Origin of the sequence: Pseudomonas urethralis, from assembly GCF_021602465.1 — a bacterium.
Classification (GTDB): Bacteria; Pseudomonadota; Gammaproteobacteria; order Pseudomonadales; family Pseudomonadaceae; genus Aquipseudomonas; species Aquipseudomonas vlassakiae.
Window position 1 is genome coordinate 154867 of the sequence record NZ_BQIJ01000011.1, and the last position, 13932, is coordinate 168798.

Consider the following 13932-nt stretch of genomic DNA (forward strand, 5'->3'; position numbering starts at 1 on the left):
ACCAGCTCCAGGCCCAGCTGCACAGGTTGCAAGGCGATGAGGCGGTGCCGCCAGACAAGCTAGAGGAGTTGGCTGCCGCATTTGTCGCCGCCCGGTCGGAATCTTCGTTGCAGAGCAAGGCGGCCATGTTCGACAAGCTGCAGGCCCAGGGCCAGCTGCTGGGCAAGCAGGTGGCCAGCCAGGCTGGCTTGAGCCAGGACCGCCAGGCTTCGGTACGCCAGTTGAGCGAACTGCTCGGAGTCGTCACGGCGCAGGTTACCCAGACGCTCGGAGAGGGCAGGGCCCTCGGCGCCATTGCGCTGGGAAGGGGGTTCATCGATTCCTCGGGCAGCGCCCGTTTCGAAGATGTGCTGCAACGCCTTGAACGTCTTGCGGCAGATTATGCCCTGCGCCTGGACGACGCCCTGGCCACGGACCCCGGCGCTACAGCGGCTTTAAAGGACGCAGCGCAAGCCAGCCAGGCGACACTCAAACAGGCCGCGGCGTTGTTCGAAGAGCAAGTGGTGGTGGCGCAGACCCTCGATGCCCCATGGCCGGGGTTCTATCAGCAGGTCAGCGAGCTGATGACACAGACGTATCGCCTGAACGATGCCGTGCTCGGGCATCTGCAGGTGCAGCTTCAGCAACGCTTGGCCGAGCAACGCTTGCGCATGCTTGCCCTGGGCACGGTCCTGGCCGGTGTCTTCGTGTTGATCCTGTATTTGTACGGCGGTTTTTATGTCTCGACCCGGGCAACCCTGCGCCGCCTGGGAGGTGCCATGGACAAAGTGGCGGCGGGCGACATGACGGTCAGCTTCCAGGCGCACAGCCGTGATGAACTGGGTGAACTGGGCCAGGGTTTCAGCGAAACCGTGCGGCGTATCCGCAGCCTGATCGACCAGGTCGGGCGCACCGTGGTGGCCGTCGAAGAGCAGGCCGGGCAGGTGCTGGCGGTGTCGGTGCGGAGCAATCAGGCGGTCAGTGGCCAGCGTGAACAGATCGAGCAGGTGGCCACGGCGATGAACCAGATGAGCGCCACCGCGCAGGAGGTGGCGCGCAGTGCCGCGCTGGCGGCCACCGGCGCGCAGCAGGTCAACCTGGAAAGCGTCAGCGGCGGTACCTTGGTGGCCAGCCAGCAACAGAGCATCGGTCGCCTCGCCGAGGAAATCGACCAGACCGTGCTGGCAATCAATCGGCTGGCCGATGACAGCCAGGCCATTGGCCAGGTGCTCGAGGTGATCCGCAGCATTGCCGAGCAGACCAACCTGCTGGCGTTGAACGCCGCCATCGAAGCGGCGCGGGCCGGTGAGCAGGGGCGGGGATTTGCCGTGGTGGCCGATGAAGTACGTACCTTGGCCCGGCGTACCCAGGACTCCACCGCGCAGATCGCGCAGATGATTCAGCGTCTGCGCGATGGCGTGGAGCAGGCGGTGCGAGCGATGCACAGCAGCCATGAGATGGCTGCGGGTACTGTGGATGAAGCACGCCAGGTGCAGCAGGCGCTGGGCAACATCCTGGGGGCAGTGGCAGGCATTGTCGAGCAGAACCAACAGATTGCCGCAGCGGTGGAGCAGCAGACGGCGGTCGCCCATGACATCGACCGCAACATCGTCGCGATCAACCGGGCGTCGCAGGATACGACCCAAGGCGCTTGCCAGGCCGAGGATGCCAGCCGGGTGCTTTCGTCGCAGGTGGTGGAGTTGAAACGCCTGATCGGGGCATTCAGAGTCTGATGCCGGCCTTGTGTAATCGGTGCCGCTCTCTTCGCGGGTTTACCCGTGAAGAGGCCAGTGCTACCAGCCAAAAAGCTCACAGGCATTGCGGCTGCTGGCCTCAGCCAGTGCCTCGGCCTCGATGCCCATGAGCTCGGCCAGCGCTTCGGCAATCTCGGGCAGATGCTCCGGGCTGTTGCGCTGGCCGGCAAACATCGCCGGGGCCATGTCGGGCGAATCGGTCTCCAGCACGATGCTGTCCAGCGGCAGGCGCGGCAGGGTCCTGTGCAGGCGCAACGCCTGCGGCCAGGTCGCTGCACCGCCCAGGCCAAGCCGGAAGCCCAGCTTGATGTACTCGCGCGCCTCTTCGTAACTGCCGGCAAAGGCATGGATCACCCCTGCACGCGCCGGCTTGTAGCGCTTGAGCGTGGCGATCACCTGGGCATGGCTGCGGCGCACATGCAGCAGGGCAGGCAGAGCGAAGTCGCAGGCCATCTGCAACTGGGCTTCGAACAGCGCCTGTTGGCGTTGCTTGTCCAACGTTTCGAGGTAGTAGTCCAGGCCGAACTCGCCAACCGCACACAGCCGTGGGTCGCCATGCAGGCGCTGCAGCCACTCGCGCAGTTGCGTCAGGTGCTCCGGCCGGTGCTGCTCCAGGTAGACCGGGTGCAACCCCAGCGCCGCATGCACACCGTCTTCGGCGCAGGCCAGGTCCCACACCCGCTGGAAGTTCGCCTGGTACACCCCCAACACCACCATGCGCTCCACCCCGCGCGCCGCCGCGTTGGCCAGCAGGCGCGGGCGGTCGGCATCGAAGTCGGGGAAGTCCAGGTGGGTGTGGGTGTCGATCAGGCGCATGGTCAGGCCGCGCTGATGCGTTGCTTGAAAGTTCGGCCAATGGCGTGCACGCCTGGCTCGTAGCGCTTTTCCTCGATGGCGGCCAGGGCCAGCTCCAGTGCGGTGGCGGCGATCAGGCCGTGCTGCTGGGCCATGGCGTTGACCGGCAGCGGCAGGAAGTCGAGCAACTGGTTGTCGCCGAACGTGCCCAGGTGCAACTGGCGCGAATCGGCCGGGCGCGTCTGCAAGGTGTCGAACACCCCTTGCAGCAGCACATAGGAGGTCGTCACCAGGGCGTCCGGAAGGCCGCCATGCTCGTCGATCAGCTGCTGCATCAGGCGTTGGCCGCATTCACGGCTGAAGGCCTCGCCCTGGTAGCGGCGGATCACGCCGGCAAAACCTTGCATCGCTTCGTCGAAACCACCGGCGCGGGCCTGGCTGACCGACAGTTCCGGGCGGGCACCGATCAGTGCAATGCTTTTCGGCGCGGTGGCCAGCAGGCTGTCGGCCAGTTGGCGGCTGGCATCGCGGTCGTCGCTGATCACCGAGCAGAAGTGCGCTGGGTTCAGGCGCCGGTCGATGGCGATCACTGGCAGGCCTTTGTCCTGCAGCTCGCGGTAGCTGTCGTCCTCTGGCGGCAGGCAGCTGGCGACGAACAGGGCATCGCAACGCCGGGCGCGGAACAGCTGCTGCAGCTGGCGCTCACTGTCGGGCTGGTCGTCGCTGCTGGCGATCAGCAGCTGGTAGCCACGGGCGCGGGCGCCTTGTTCCAACTGTTTGGCGATGCGGGCATAGCTGGGGTTCTCCAGATCCGGGAGAATGAAGCCCAGGGTACGGGTGTGGCGGCTGCGCAGGCCGGCGGCTTGCGGGTTGGGCGTGAAGCCATGGGCCTCGACCACCGCACGCACCCGCTCGACAGTGCTGTTGCTGATGCGCTGCTGTTCGGCCTTGCCATTGATGACATAACTGGCAGTGGTCACTGACACACCGGCCAGACGGGCGATATCGCTGAGTTTCACCGAATTTTCCTTGTTATTACCGGGACTGGCTACGGAACCAGGACCGGGTAGTTTGACCCGGGTTGGCCGCCACGCGCAGACGACCATTGTCGCAATTGTCCGACAGGATGGGGCTTTTGCCTCGGAAGATTATCGAGTAACGTGGCCGCTTGGTCAGATTAAACGTTTCAGCTATTAATTTTTCTGCCTCGACTGTCGGCCTTGCAAGGCTGTCGAACTGGCTGATTCCGTGAATATCACAACAATACCTCAGTACCCGGCACCAAAACCAAGCCGGGGCTGCAAAAGGAGAAGGTCATGCTCGAGCTCGCCAGAGAGCAGATAGCCATGGGCCAGAAGGCCGCCGACAAGTCAGCGGCGCTGCGCCTGCTGGCGGAGCAGCTGGTTGCCGACGGCCTGGTTGCCGACGGTTATCTCGACGGCCTGCAGGCGCGTGAAGCGCAAGGCTCGACGTTTCTTGGCCAGGGCATCGCTATCCCGCATGGCACCCCGCAAACGCGCGAGCTGGTGTTCGCCACCGGCGTGCGCCTGCTGCAGTTCCCTGAAGGTGTGGACTGGGGGGATGGCCAGATCGTCTACCTTGCAATCGGCATTGCTGCCCGTTCCGACGAACATCTGCGCCTGCTGCAGCTGCTGACCCGTGCCCTCGGTGAAACCGACCTGGCCGAGGCGTTGCGCCGGGCCAGCTCTGCCGAAGCGTTGCTCAAACTGTTGCAAGGTGCGCCGCAGGAGCTGGCGCTGGATGCGCAGCTGGTCGGCCTGAACCTGCCGGCCGAAGATTTCGACGAGCTGGTCTGGCGCGGTGCGCGTCTGCTGCAGCGCGCCGGTTGTGTCGACAGCGGCTTCGCTGCCGTGCTGCAACAGGCCGACCCCCTGCCACTGGGTGAGGGTTTGTGGTGGCTGCACAGCGAGCGCCAGGTGCGTCAACCGGGCCTTGCCTTCATCACCCCGCAGCAGCCCCTGCGTTATCGCGACCAGCCGCTCAATGGTCTGTTCTGCCTGGCCAGCCTCGGTGCGGCCCATCAGGCGCTGCTTGAGCGCCTGTGCGAAGTGCTGATCGAAGGCCGTGGGCAAACCCTCTACCAGGCCACCAGCAGCCGCGCCGTGCTGGAGGTGCTGGGCGGCGAGGCTCCGGCTGACTGGCCCAGTGTGCGGATCGTGCTGGCCAACCCGCATGGGCTGCACGCTCGCCCGGCGAAGGTGTTGGCGCAACTGGCCAAGGGCTTCGAGGGCGATATCCGTGTGCGTGTGCTCGACAGCGCGCAGCCGGCGGTGTCGATCAAGAGCCTGAGCAAACTGCTCAGCCTCGGCGCCCGCCGCGGTCAGGAACTTGAGTTGATCGCTGAACCGTCGATCGCCGCCGATGCCTTGCCAGTGCTGCTGGCCGCGATCGAGCAGGGCCTGGGCGAAGCGGTTGAGCCGCTGCTGCCAACCACCCCTGGTGCAGTGGTCGCCAGTGCGGCCGCACCGCTTCAGGCGCCTGCTGCCGGCAGCCGCGTCCAGGGGGTCAGTGCATCCCCCGGGATTGCCAGCGGGCCGGCGCATGTCTGCGTCGAACGCGAAATCGACTACCCACTGCGTGGCGAGTCGCCCGCTCAGGAGCGCTTGAAACTGCGCGATGCACTGGAGGCCGTGAACGGCGAGTTGCAGGCGCTGGTGCAGCGCAGCGACCCGTCGATTGGCGAGATCTTCGTCACCCATCAGGAAATGCTCGCCGACCCGGCCCTGAGCGACGATGTCGACGCTCGCCTGGCACAGGGCGAGAGTGCGGCGGCCGCCTGGATGGCGGTGATCGAAGCGGCAGCGCGCCAGCAGGAAGCGCTGCACGATGCCCTGCTGGCCGAGCGTGCTGCCGACCTGCGCGACATTGGCCGCCGGGTACTGGCCCAGCTGTGTGGCGTGCCGGCCCAGGCCGAGCCGGAGCAACCCTATGTGCTGGTGATGGGCGAGGTAGGCCCATCCGATGTCGCCCGCCTGGACCCGGCCCGTGTCGCTGGCATCGTTACCGCCTACGGCGGCGCCACCGCGCACAGCGCGATCGTGGCCCGTGCCCTGGGTATCCCGGCGGTAGTCGGCGCGGGCCCGGCGATCCTGCTGCTCGCGTCCGGCACCCCGCTGTTGCTCGACGGCCAGCGTGGCACGGTCAGCATCGCGCCGCCCGCCGACCAGCTGCAGCGCGCCCTGGCCGAGCGTGACCTGCGCGAACAACGCCTGCAAGCTGCCTGGGCCCAGCGCCATGAGCCGGCGGTAACCCGCGATGGCCATGCCGTCGAAGTGTTCGCCAATATCGGCGAGAGCAGTGGCATCGACAAGGTGGTGGACCAAGGTGCCGAAGGCGTTGGCCTGCTGCGTACCGAGCTGATCTTCATGGCCCATTCGCAGGCACCCGACGTGGCTACCCAGGAAGCGGAATACCGCCGCGTGCTCGATGGCCTCGGCGGCCGGCCACTGGTCGTGCGCACGCTCGATGTGGGCGGCGACAAGCCATTGCCGTACTGGCCGATCGATGCCGAGGAAAACCCGTTCCTCGGCGTGCGCGGCGTGCGCCTGACCCTGCAACGCCCGCAGATCATGGAAGACCAGCTGCGCGCTTTGCTGCGCGCCGCCGATCAGCGTCCCTTGCGCATCATGTTCCCCATGGTCGGGCAGATCCACGAATGGCGCGAAGCACGCGCGATGGTCGAGCGCCTGCGCCTGGAAAACCCGGTTGCCGACCTGCAGGTCGGGATCATGGTCGAGGTGCCGTCCGCCGCCTTGCTGGCGCCGCAACTGGCCCGTGAAGTGGACTTTTTCAGTATCGGTACCAACGACCTGACCCAGTACACCCTGGCTATCGACCGTGGCCATCCGAGCCTTTCTGCCCAGGCCGACGGCCTGCACCCGGCGGTGCTGAGCCTGATCGACATGACCGTGCGCGCCGCCCACGCCGAAGGCAAGTGGGTGGGCGTCTGCGGCGAACTGGCTGCCGACCCGCAAGCGGTTGCCGTGCTGCTGGGCCTGGATGTCGACGAGCTGAGCGTGGCCGCCCGCAGCATTGCCGAAGTCAAAGCCCTGGTGCGCCAGGTGGATCACCAGACAGCCCGCGCCCTGGCGCGCGAGGCCTTGCAACAGGACAGCGCTGCGGCGGTTCGCGCGCTGGTGGAGCGTTATTGATGGCCAAGATTCTCACCCTGACCCTGAACCCGGCGCTGGACATTACCGTCAGCCTCGACGCCTTGCGCCCAGGCCACGTCAACCGTGCCCAGGCCCAGCAAAGCCACGCTGCAGGCAAAGGCCTGAACGTGGCCCAGGTGCTGGCTGATCTGGGCCACAGCGTTACCGTCGGGGGCTTTCTGGGCCGCGACAACCTGCAACCGTTCGAAGCGCTGATCGCCCGGCGCGGGTTTGCCGACTGCTTCGTGCGGGTGGCCGGCGAAACCCGCAGCAACCTCAAGCTGGTCGAGGCCGATGGCCGGGTCACCGACATCAACGGCCAGGGGCCGGAGGTCGTCGATGCCGACCGCGGCGAGTTGTTGCGCCGCTTGCAGCAGGTCGCGCCCGGGCACGACGCGGTGGTGGTCGCCGGCAGCCTGCCGCGCGGGGTCAGCCCCGAGTGGTTCCGCCAGCTGCTTGAACAGCTGCGGCAGCAAGGGCTCAAGGTGGCGCTCGACAGCAGTGGCGAGGCATTGCGTGCTGGCCTGCAGAGTGCCCCCTGGCTGGTCAAACCCAATACCGAAGAGTTGGGCGAAGTGCTCGGTCTGGCCGTGCAAACCACCGCCGAGCAACGTGCCGCGGCCCAGCAACTGCTGGCCAGCGGTGTCGAGCATGTGGTGGTGTCGGCGGGCGAGCAGGGCGTGAGCTGGTTCGCCGCTGGCCACGCGCTGCAGGCGCAGCCGCCGCAGGTGCGGGTAGCCAGTACCGTGGGCGCGGGAGATTCGCTGGTCGCGGGCATGGTCCATGGCCTGCTGGCAGCGGAAAGCCCGCAGCAGATCTTGCGCCGCGCCACCGCCATCGCCGCACAGGCGGTGACCCAGGTCGGCTTCGGCATCTGCGACCACGAGCAGCTGGTGCGCCTTGAAGCCGCCGTGCAACTGACAGAACAACAAGAGGGTTGCCGATGAACATCGCCATCGTCACCGCCTGCCCCAATGGGCAGGTGTCCAGCGTGCTCAGTGCCCGCCTGCTGGCGGCTGCCGCCCAGCGCCGCGGCTGGAGCACCAGTGTCGAAGTGCAGGATGCCGAACATCCTGAACGCCAACTGACGCCTGCGCAGATCGCCGAGGCCGATTGGGTGCTGGTGGTCAGCACCGGCCCGGTCGACCTTGCGCGTTTCACCGGCAAGCGCGTGTACCAGAGTACCCCGGCCCAGGCGCTGGCCGACCGCGAGGGCTTTCTCGAGGAGGCGGCAGGCAAGGCCACGGTGCTGGCCGCGCAACCGGTTGGCGTCGCCCCTTCAGCGGCTGTACGGATTGTCGCGGTGACCGCCTGCCCGACCGGCGTGGCACATACCTTCATGGCTGCCGAAGCCTTGCAACAGGCGGCGCAACAATGCGGTTACCAGCTTACTGTCGAGACCCAAGGCTCGGTCGGTGCGCGCAACCCGCTGTCGGCCCAGGCCATCGCGCAGGCCGATGTGGTGCTGCTGGCGGCGGACATCGAGGTGCCGACGGCACGCTTTGCGGGCAAGCGCATCTACCGTTGCGGCACCGGTATCGCCCTCAAGCAGGCGCGTGCGACCCTGGAAAAGGCCTTGGTAGAAGCCAAGGTTGAAAGTGTTGGGGATGCAGCAGCGGCACCGGCCCAGGCTGAGAAAAGCGGCGTCTACAAGCACCTGCTCACCGGTGTCTCGTTCATGCTGCCGATGGTGGTGGCGGGTGGCTTGCTGATTGCCCTGTCATTCGTGTTCGGCATCGAGGCCTACAAGCAGCCGGGCACCCTGCCGGCCGCGCTGATGCAGATCGGAGGCGAGGCAGCATTCAAGTTGATGGTGCCGCTGCTTGCCGGATACATCGCCTGGTCCATCGCCGACCGCCCGGGCCTGGCGCCGGGCATGATCGGCGGGCTGCTGGCCAGCACCTTGGGTGCCGGTTTCATTGGCGGCATCGTTGCCGGCTTTCTCGCCGGCTACAGCGCCAAGGCCATCGCCCGCTGGGCGCGCCTGCCGAGCAGCCTGGAGGCACTCAAGCCGATCCTGATCATCCCGCTGCTGGCCAGCCTGTTCACTGGCCTGGTGATGATCTATGTGGTCGGTCAGCCGGTGGCGGCGATGCTCGAAGGGCTGACGCAGTTCCTCGACAGCATGGGCACCACCAACGCCATCCTGCTCGGGTTGCTGCTGGGTGGCATGATGTGCGTGGACCTCGGCGGGCCGATCAACAAGGCCGCCTATGCCTTCTCGGTGGGGCTGCTGGCCTCTTCAAGCTATGCGCCGATGGCGGCGACCATGGCCGCCGGCATGGTCCCGCCGATCGGCCTGGGCATCGCCACCTTCCTCGCCCGGCGCAAGTTCGCCCAGAGTGAGCGCGAGGCGGGCAAAGCGGCGTTGGCGCTGGGGCTGTGCTTCATCTCCGAAGGGGCGATACCGTTCGCTGCCAAGGACCCGTTGCGGGTGATCCCGGCGAGCATTGCCGGTGGTGCATTGACCGGCGCGCTGTCGATGTACTTCGGCTGCAAGCTGATGGCACCGCATGGCGGGCTTTTCGTGTTGCTGATCCCTAACGCGATCAACCATGCATTGTTGTATCTGCTGGCGATTGTGGCGGGGAGCCTGGTGACTGCCGTGGTGTATGCAGTGATCAAGAAGAGCGAGCAGGTAGAGTTGGCTGTGGCGCCGGTGAAAGGCTAGAGCCTTCTGTTGGCAGTGTCGGCCCTTTCGCGGCTAAAGCCGCTCCCACAGGTATTGTGTTGAGTCAGGAATTACACAAAACCCTGTGGGAGCGGCTTTAGCCGCGAAGAGGCCGGTACAGGTCAGCGCCGATGCTTCTGCCGCAACGGCACCAGCAGATCGCCCAGGCCGTTATGGTCGATCTCATGCATCAACGCCAGCAACCCCCCCAGCTCCCCCGGCGGAAACCCTTTGCGTGCGAACCACGCCAGGTAATCCCCTGGCAGGTCGGCAATGATCCGTCCCTGGTATTTGCCAAAAGGCATGCTGCGGGTAACCAGCAGTTCAAGCATTTGCGGTTTCATCGACGAAGCCTGGCTGTGAATGTGCGGCGACCATACTGCAATCTGCACGACCACCCAAGCGGCAATCATGCATAACGCCGTTTCGCTCCTCCTCTGACTAATTACTAACCTACTGATTTTAAAGGATTTAATTTCATTGCTTGGCTTGGCATGAAGGCTGCTCTGGTAATGGTGACTATCACCTGCCAAGGAGTTTGTGCCATGAGCAACCCCAACAAAGACGTGATCGACGTGCTCAACGACCTGGTCGAGTACAGCAAGGATGGCGAAAAGGGCTTCAAGGCCTCGGCCGATGATGTGAAGAACCCCGAACTCAAGGCGTTCTTCGTCCAGCGTGCCGGTGAGTGCGCCAATGCCGCAGCCGAGCTGCAGAGTGAAGTGCGCCGCCTGGGCGGTGACCCGGAAACCTCCACCAGCATCAGCGGTGATCTGCACCGCGGCTGGGTCAATCTCAAGTCGTTGGTCACCGGCAAGGATGAGGAAGCGGTGCTCAATGAAGTCGAGCGCGGCGAAGACCATGCCCTCAAGGCCTACAAGGAAGCCCGTGAGAAACTGGTCAAGCTGGGCCGCCAGGCCAGCGATCAGAGCTACGCGCTGGTGGAAAAGCAACTGCAGGGCGTACAGCGCAACCATGACCAGGTGAAGGCGCTGCGTAACGCGGCCCGCGCACGCTCCTAATCGAGAGGCCCCTCTACCCGGTTACGGCCATTGGCCTTGGCCCGGTAGAGGGCTTCATCCGCAGCACCCAGCACCTGCGCCAGGTCCTGCTGGGTGCCGGGGGTGAAGACACTGACCCCAATGCTGACGGTAACCGAGCGCGCATCGTCGCCGAATGGCGCCAAGCCTTCCACGCGCGCGCGGATGCTTTCAGCCAGCAGCAATGCGCCGCTCAATCCGGTTTCAGGCAAGACCACCTGGAATTCCTCTCCGCCGTAACGTGCCGCCAGGTCAGCAGGGCGGCGGATGCACTGTTGCAGCGTATGGGCCACCTCGCGCAACGCGTGGTCGCCTCCGGCGTGGCCGTGACGCTGGTTGAATGCCTTGAAATGATCGATATCCACCATCAGCACTGCCAACGGTTTGCGGTTGCGCAGGGCACGTGACCATTCCTGCCGCAGCACCTGATCCAGCCGGCGACGGTTGGCCAGCCCGGTCAGGCTGTCCGTGGCGGCAAGGGTCGCCAGGCCTAGTTCGGCCTCGTGCCGACGGCGCAATTCGCGTCCCAGCAGCAAGGTCAGCCAGAGAATGCCGATACACAGCCCACCGGTCGCGACGCTGACCAGAATCGCGGTCCGCCGCCAGGACTGGAATACCTCGTCGGCGGAATGCACCACCAGCACGATCAGCGGCAGGTCGGCGACCCTGGCGAAGGTGTAGATGCGGGCGGAACGGGTGCTGCCGGAACGGGCGGTGAAGCTGCCACTGTGCTCGCTGAGAATGCGCTGGAAATTCGGCCGTTCCCGGTAGTTCGCATTAATGTCCGGATCGAGCGGCCGCGAAGGTTCGCGGGCGAGCAGGAGACCGTCGACATTGAACAGGTTGATGCTGCTTTCTTCGCCGATATCCAGGCGGCGGAACAGCTCGCTGAAATAGGAAAGGCGCAGGGCACCGATGGCGAGACCGGCAAATTCGCCCTGAGGCCCATTGATACGGCGGCTGAAGCTGATACACCAGCCCATAGCGCCCAAATGGTCCTTGAAAGGCGGCCCTACCAGCAAGCCAAGGTTGGGATCCTGCAGGTGCGCCTGGAACACCCGAGTGCCGGCCAGGTTGGCCTTGCGTGGCACGGCGTTGATGGAATCACCGACCACATTGCCTTGCTTGTCCAGCCACAATACATCGCCGCGCTTGCGATCGACCAAGGCTTCATTGAACAGCAGACGCTGGCGCAGGGGCCCGGGTATCTCCTGCAGTTCCTTGCGGTTGACGGCCCAGATCAGGCCCTTCAACGACTGGTCGTAGAGTTCGACATTGCGCAGGATGTCGCTTTCGATCAACTGCACGATGTTGTTCGACGAGCGAATCGCCGACTGCTCGACGCTATCGCGTTCGCGGGCCAGCAAGTAACTGACGATCGTCACGATGGCGAGCACGGCAAGGCAACTGCCCAGGTTGAGGATCAGCTCGGGGTGCGACCTGTAGAGTGCGAAACGCGAAGATCGAGTGGGCATGCGCGCTACTGCTGGGGCAGGGCCATTTGCGGCGGTCGACATTCTAGGCAAGCGCGGATTGTCGAACAAGATTTGTCCGACGGAATCGTGTGGCGGTGAGTTGTACTGTGGGAGCGGGCTTGCCCCGCGAACACCGGCAGAGCCGGTGCCATGCAACGCGTTGCCTGCTTCGCGGGGCAAGCCCGCTCCCACAGAGGACTGCGATTTCAGATCAGAAGATGTTCAGCGGGTAATCGACGATCACTCGCAGTTCGTCGTTGTCGCTGTTGCTGTCGATCGATGCATAGCCCTGGCTACCACGGTGGGTTGCGTAGCGCAGCTGCACCGCCAGGTCCTTCAGGTCGCCTTGCTGGAATACATACTTCACATCCAGGTCGCGCTCCCAGTGCATGGCGTTCTTGCCATCGGCGCGGTAGTAGTCGTAGTGGCTGGTGTCCTGGGTGGCCTTGGTCAGGTCTGCCTCACCGCGCGAGTACGACAGCGAGGTGCTCAGGCCCGGGATGCCGATACCGGCGAAGTTGTAGTCGTACTGCAGCTTCCACGACCGCTCGTTGGGGGCGTTGAAGTCCGAATACATGCGCGAGTTGTCCAGGTACACGCTGTCGCCCAGGTTGATGTAGTCGAACGGCGTGTTGCCGTTGACCCGCTGGTAGGCGGCAGTGACGCTGTGGTAACCGGCGTTGACCGTGAAGTGCAGGCTGTAGGTGTTGTTGTCGATCTTGCCCAGCAGCGCCTGGCCGGTGTCCTGGGTGTGATAGAAGTGCACGCCTGGGTTGAGGCTGACCAGATCGTTGACCACGTAGGTGTAGTCGAAGTCGGCGTAGTACTGGTTCCAGATGTCCTTCAACTCGGCCGCGTACAGGTTGGTGGTGATGTTCTCGGTACCGCTCCACGACGCGCCCGCCCAGTTCAGGTGCTTGCTCTTGTCGTGTTCGTCCAGGGAGCCGTAATAGGTGTCGATGCGACGGTGGCCGCTCTGGTTGTAGGGGTGGGTGAAGCTGACCTGGCCGCCTTCGAGCAGCAGGCCATCGATGCTGTGGTTGGTCAGGCTCACGCCGCGGAAGGTCTGCGGCAGCATGCGGGTTTCACCGCCCGCGATCACCGGGTTGGTGATGAACAGGTCACCGGCTTTCAACTCGGTGTCGAACGCCTTGAGCTTGACCGCTGCACCGGCGGTGGAGAACGAGTGCGGGGCAGCGCCCAGTTCACCGTCGTCCTTGATGTGCTCGGGCAGGATGCTGGTGCCGGCATGGCCGCCACCGCCGTCGAGCTTCAGGCCCAGCATGGCATGGGCGTCGAGGCCGAAGCCGACCACGCCCGGGGTGTAGCCGGATTCGAAACGCGCTACCGCGCCCTGGCCCCACTCGCGGGTGTCGCGCACGCCGGCGTTGTGGTTGTCGCGGTTGAAGTAGGCATTACGGAAATGCAGGTTGAAGGACGAACCTTCGATGAAGCCATCAGCCTTGTCTTCATCTGCCTGGGCGGCGAAGGGGATAGTTGCAGTCAACGCAATGAACAGCGGGGTCAAACGAAACGCGGAAGGCACCGGTACTAGCTCCTTTGGTCTGGCGGTGGGGCGATTGTTATTTTTGAATGTGCATCTTTTTATAGGGGTACGTTACAGCGGGGCTGAGAGTTAGCGCACATAAAAAAAGCCGCTGATCGGCAGCGGCTTTAAAAGGCTAACATATCGGCACCAACGGTGCCCATGGCGTAGCCAAGGGAAAACGGGAGCGATTGCGACGCGCGATCAGCTGTCGACATTGGCGTCGCTGGAAACTTTCGAAGCGGTCTGTTCTGCGTCTTTGCCGGCGTCAGCCTTGTGTGCCACGGCTTCGCGGGCGTCTTGATGAACAGCGGCAAGTTCTGCAGTGCGAGCAACGAAAGCCGGGGATTCTTCGGCCATGGCCAGGGGCGACAACAACAGGGACGACAGAACGAAAACGCTGGCAATACCCATACTGTTGGACATGTTTAAAACTACCTTCTTGCGGGGCAAGTGCTATGAGGACGGGGATAAAGTTAGTCCGTTTAATGCCCAGGAAA

General features: G+C 64.7%; 11 protein-coding genes and 1 pseudogene. 6 read left to right on the top strand and 6 right to left on the bottom strand.

Annotated features, from left to right (window positions below):
- Positions 1-650 precede the first annotated feature (650 nt).
- Positions 651-854 (top strand): annotated as a pseudogene (locus L6D64_RS28570) (HAMP domain-containing protein); the annotation flags it as partial.
- Between the two features lie 153 nt (positions 855-1007).
- A complete protein-coding gene (locus L6D64_RS28575) occupies positions 1008-1712 on the top strand; it encodes a methyl-accepting chemotaxis protein (protein ID WP_373874250.1) in 705 nt (234 codons plus the stop codon).
- A gap of 60 nt (positions 1713-1772) precedes the next feature.
- Here L6D64_RS28575 and L6D64_RS18635 read toward each other — a convergent pair whose 3' ends face one another.
- The gene (locus L6D64_RS18635) at positions 1773-2549 is read right to left on the bottom strand and encodes a TatD family hydrolase (protein WP_176506831.1); all 777 of its coding nucleotides are present in this window, start codon (positions 2547-2549) and stop codon (positions 1773-1775) included.
- A gap of 2 nt (positions 2550-2551) precedes the next feature.
- Positions 2552-3547 (bottom strand): catabolite repressor/activator, encoded by a 996-nt coding sequence (gene cra, locus L6D64_RS18640; protein WP_176506830.1) that lies wholly within the window; start codon positions 3545-3547, stop codon positions 2552-2554.
- Positions 3548-3844: 297 nt separating this feature from the next.
- Here cra and ptsP point away from each other — a divergent pair, with 297 nt between their 5' ends.
- Genes ptsP through L6D64_RS18655 form a run of 3 tightly spaced genes read left to right on the top strand, consistent with a single transcriptional unit; the run spans position 3845 to position 9371 of the window.
- A complete protein-coding gene (gene ptsP / locus L6D64_RS18645) occupies positions 3845-6700 on the top strand; it encodes a phosphoenolpyruvate--protein phosphotransferase (protein ID WP_176506829.1) in 2856 nt (951 codons plus the stop codon).
- Entirely contained in the window at positions 6700-7647 is a 948-nt protein-coding gene (gene pfkB, locus L6D64_RS18650; RefSeq protein ID WP_176506828.1) for a 1-phosphofructokinase, read from the top strand. The genes ptsP and pfkB overlap by 1 nt, the downstream gene beginning before the upstream one ends.
- The gene (locus L6D64_RS18655; protein WP_176506827.1) at positions 7644-9371 is read left to right on the top strand and encodes a PTS fructose-like transporter subunit IIB; all 1728 of its coding nucleotides are present in this window, start codon (positions 7644-7646) and stop codon (positions 9369-9371) included. The genes pfkB and L6D64_RS18655 overlap by 4 nt, the downstream gene beginning before the upstream one ends.
- 122 nt (positions 9372-9493) lie before the next feature.
- Here L6D64_RS18655 and L6D64_RS18660 read toward each other — a convergent pair whose 3' ends face one another.
- On the bottom strand, positions 9494-9715 hold the full coding sequence (locus L6D64_RS18660) for a DUF3820 family protein (RefSeq protein ID WP_176506945.1): 222 nt from the start codon (positions 9713-9715) through the stop codon (positions 9494-9496).
- 201 nt (positions 9716-9916) lie between these two features.
- Between L6D64_RS18660 and L6D64_RS18665 the strand changes: the two genes are divergently transcribed.
- Positions 9917-10393, top strand: coding sequence for a ferritin-like domain-containing protein (locus L6D64_RS18665; RefSeq protein WP_176506826.1), 477 nt, complete (start codon positions 9917-9919; stop codon positions 10391-10393).
- Here L6D64_RS18665 and L6D64_RS18670 read toward each other — a convergent pair.
- The 3 genes from L6D64_RS18670 to L6D64_RS18680 form a co-directional block, all read right to left on the bottom strand.
- Entirely contained in the window at positions 10390-11886 is a 1497-nt protein-coding gene (locus L6D64_RS18670) for a GGDEF domain-containing protein (RefSeq protein WP_176506825.1), read from the bottom strand. The two genes, L6D64_RS18665 and L6D64_RS18670, sit on opposite strands and share 4 nt — an antisense overlap.
- 211 nt (positions 11887-12097) lie before the next feature.
- Positions 12098-13432 carry an OprD family porin gene (locus L6D64_RS18675; RefSeq protein ID WP_176506824.1) on the bottom strand — a complete coding sequence of 445 codons (1335 nt, stop codon included), beginning with the start codon at positions 13430-13432 and terminating at the stop codon, positions 12098-12100.
- A 204-nt stretch (positions 13433-13636) separates the two neighbouring features.
- A complete protein-coding gene (locus L6D64_RS18680; protein WP_176506823.1) occupies positions 13637-13858 on the bottom strand; it encodes a hypothetical protein in 222 nt (73 codons plus the stop codon).
- Positions 13859-13932 lie beyond the last annotated feature (74 nt).

Excerpts from the sequence above, each read along its gene's own strand:
- L6D64_RS28575 (WP_373874250.1), top strand. The coding sequence starts at position 1,008 with ATGAGCGCCACCGCGCAGGAGGTGGCGCGCAGTGCCGCGCTGGCGGCC.
- L6D64_RS18635 (WP_176506831.1), bottom strand. The coding sequence starts at position 2,549 with ATGCGCCTGATCGACACCCACACCCACCTGGACTTCCCCGACTTCGAT.
- ptsP (WP_176506829.1), top strand. The coding sequence starts at position 3,845 with ATGCTCGAGCTCGCCAGAGAGCAGATAGCCATGGGCCAGAAGGCCGCC.
- pfkB (WP_176506828.1), top strand. The coding sequence starts at position 6,700 with ATGGCCAAGATTCTCACCCTGACCCTGAACCCGGCGCTGGACATTACC.
- L6D64_RS18655 (WP_176506827.1), top strand. The coding sequence starts at position 7,644 with ATGAACATCGCCATCGTCACCGCCTGCCCCAATGGGCAGGTGTCCAGC.
- L6D64_RS18660 (WP_176506945.1), bottom strand. The coding sequence starts at position 9,715 with ATGAAACCGCAAATGCTTGAACTGCTGGTTACCCGCAGCATGCCTTTT.
- L6D64_RS18665 (WP_176506826.1), top strand. The coding sequence starts at position 9,917 with ATGAGCAACCCCAACAAAGACGTGATCGACGTGCTCAACGACCTGGTC.
- L6D64_RS18670 (WP_176506825.1), bottom strand. The coding sequence starts at position 11,886 with ATGCCCACTCGATCTTCGCGTTTCGCACTCTACAGGTCGCACCCCGAG.
- L6D64_RS18680 (WP_176506823.1), bottom strand. The coding sequence starts at position 13,858 with ATGTCCAACAGTATGGGTATTGCCAGCGTTTTCGTTCTGTCGTCCCTG.